Annotated in this window: 3 protein-coding genes; 2 read left to right on the forward strand and 1 reads right to left on the reverse strand. The window is 70.8% G+C overall.

The window, feature by feature from the left end; all coding sequences use genetic code 11:
* Both WA805_RS02535 and WA805_RS02540 read left to right on the forward strand, forming a co-directional pair.
* Positions 1–897 (forward strand): glycosyltransferase (locus WA805_RS02535; RefSeq protein ID WP_425241552.1); only part of this gene is annotated, 897 nt, incomplete at its 5' end.
* 4 nt (positions 898–901) lie between these two features.
* Entirely contained in the window at positions 902–1,621 is a 720-nt protein-coding gene (locus tag WA805_RS02540; RefSeq protein ID WP_425241553.1) for an SDR family NAD(P)-dependent oxidoreductase, read from the forward strand.
* Here WA805_RS02540 and WA805_RS02545 read toward each other — a convergent pair.
* Positions 1,618–2,475, reverse strand: an 858-nt coding sequence (locus WA805_RS02545; protein WP_425241554.1) for an NAD(P)/FAD-dependent oxidoreductase, incomplete at its 5' end; no start/stop codon positions are given. The two genes, WA805_RS02540 and WA805_RS02545, sit on opposite strands and share 4 nt — an antisense overlap.

Here is a 2,475-nt window from a genome sequence, read left to right on the forward strand (position 1 = left end):
CCCGGATCCGACGCGGGCAACGCAGGCGACGCCAGCGAAGGCAGCGATCCGCTGGCGGCGGCAGCGGCCGCGGAGGCCGCGTTCGCTACCGCCTTCGCGGCCGTGCGGTCGAGCCGGTATGACGTGATCCACAATCACGCCTTCGACGCGCCTGCCATCAGGCTCGGGACCGGATTGCGGGCACCAGTGGTGCACACGCTCCACCTGCCTCCGGACCGGGACCTGTCGGCAGCTCTACGCGACGCAGCCAGGCGGGGCCGGCCGCCGGTCGTGGCCGTCGTGTCGAATTCACAGGCCGTCGCCTGGCGCCGGGTCGTGCCCGTCGACGCGGTGCTGCCGCCGTACCCGTCCACGCGCGATATCCCGTGGTCCAGTAGTGCCGGACAGGGTGCGGTGTTCGCTGGCCGGCTGAGCCCGGAGAAGGGCGCGGCCGAGGCCATCGACATCGCCCGCGCGGCCGGAGTGCCGATCCATGTCTATGGCGATGCCTATGACGAGGGGTACAGCAGGGAGCAGATCGATCCGCGACGCGGCTTGCCGGGCGTGTCCGTGCACGAGGCAGTGCCCCGGCCTTCGCTGTGGCAGGCTATGGCTGAGGCGGCCGTGGTGTTGTGCCCGGCCCGCTGGGATGAGCCATTCGGGCTGGCCGCCGCCGAGGCGCAGGCGTGCGGTGCTCCGGTCGTCGCGTTCAGCCGCGGCGGCCTGCGGGAGGTGATCGTGGACCGCGCGACCGGTTTCCTGGTGCCGCCCGACGACATTCCGGCGGCTGCCGAAGCGGTGTCCAAGGTTGCCGGGATTTCGCGACGGGCCTGCCGCGACCATGCCGAGAGCCATCTTGACCTGGGACTCAGCCTTGACGCGCACGAGCGTCTCTACCGTCTAGTCGCTGGTGGGTGAGCCGGTGCGAGGCAGTTGGCTGCCGGGTCGCCTCGTGGTCGTCACAGGGGCTAGCAGCGGCATCGGCGCGGCGACGGCCGCGGCGCTGGCGAACGCCGGCTCGCACGTCGTGCTCGCCGCGCGGGACCGTCATGCTCTCGACGACGTGGCGGGCCGGATCAAGGACGCTGGCGGCACGGCCACGCCCGTCCCGACGGACGTGGCCGACGAAGCGGCGGTCGAGCGCCTGTTCTCCGAGGTCAGCGGGATCGGCCAGGTGAGCGGGCTGATCTGCGCCGCGGGCGTGCTGACGAACGTGCCATTCGCCGAGACGACATCGGAGACGTGGCGCGACACGCTCGCGGTCAACCTGACGGGCGCTTTCTACTGCTGCCGCGCGGCGTTCACCGCCATGGCTCCCGCCGGTGCGGGCCGGATCGTCACCATCGCCTCGCTGTCTGGCGTATACGCCACCGAGAAGTTCCCTGGGCTTGCCGCCTACAACGTCTCCAAATACGGGGTCATCGGCCTGACCGAGGCGATCGCGGTCGAGGGCAGGGAGCATGGCATCAGCGCGATTTGCCTGAGCCCGGGTGCTGTCGACACCGAGATGCTGCGCCGGGCCAATCCGGCGCTGCGTCCCGGCCTGACCCCGGCTGACGTGGGGGAGCTGATCGCCGCGCTGCTGGACAGCCCGCTCGCCCCGGTCAGCGGGGCGAACATCCCGCTGTTCTCCAACGCCTAGGATCGCGCCTCAGGTCCTGCCAGCGACCACAGGTCCGTTTTCTCGTCGCTGAGCACGGCGGGAGCCGGCTTCGCTTGCGTGGCTACCAGGCGGTCGCACGCCGCCATCTCGCCGTCGGTGTCCAGTTCGGGATCGCCGCCGCGGTCGAGGCCGACGGCTGCCCGCACTATCCCGTCTACCAGGTAGATGCCGATCAGCTTGCCGTCACGCACACTGCCGCGGACCACGAACTGGTCCCACTTTTCGACATGGCCGACGTACTCGAGTTTGTGGTCGTACTGATCTGACCAGAAGCTGTGCACGTAGTCGTAGGGAGCCGTCGAACCGAGCATTGACCTGGCGGCGGCGGCGCCCTGCTTCTCCGCGTTGTTGTAGTGCTCGACCCGGATCCGGCCGAACAGCGGGTGCAGGTGGTTCGCCAGGTCACCGGCCGCGTAGACGTCGGGGGCGCTGGCCCGGCAGCGCTCGTCGACGAGGATCCCGTTCTGCTGCTCGACACCGACAGCCGGGATGTCGGGTTCGATGCCGACGCCCGCCACGGCGAAGTCGCACTCGATACGGCGGCCGGACCGGGTCACGGCCGCTGCCACGCGGCTGGTGCCCTCGAAGGCCGCGACCTGCTCGCCGGCCAGCAGTTCGACGCCGTTCGCCCGGTGGATGGCGCTCATCACCCCGGCGACCTGGTCGCCGAGAACCCGCTCGAGCGGGTCCCGGCCAGGGAAGACCGCGGTGACCCTGACCCCCAGCTGGGTCAGCGAGGCCGCCACCTCGCAGCCGATGAACCCCATCCCGACGATCACCGCGGTGCGGCCGCGCACCGCCTCCTGCTTGATCGCGTCGCATTGGGCCACCGT

The organism is Trebonia sp. (genome assembly GCF_049794275.1).
Taxonomy (GTDB): domain Bacteria; phylum Actinomycetota; class Actinomycetes; order Streptosporangiales; family Streptosporangiaceae; genus Trebonia.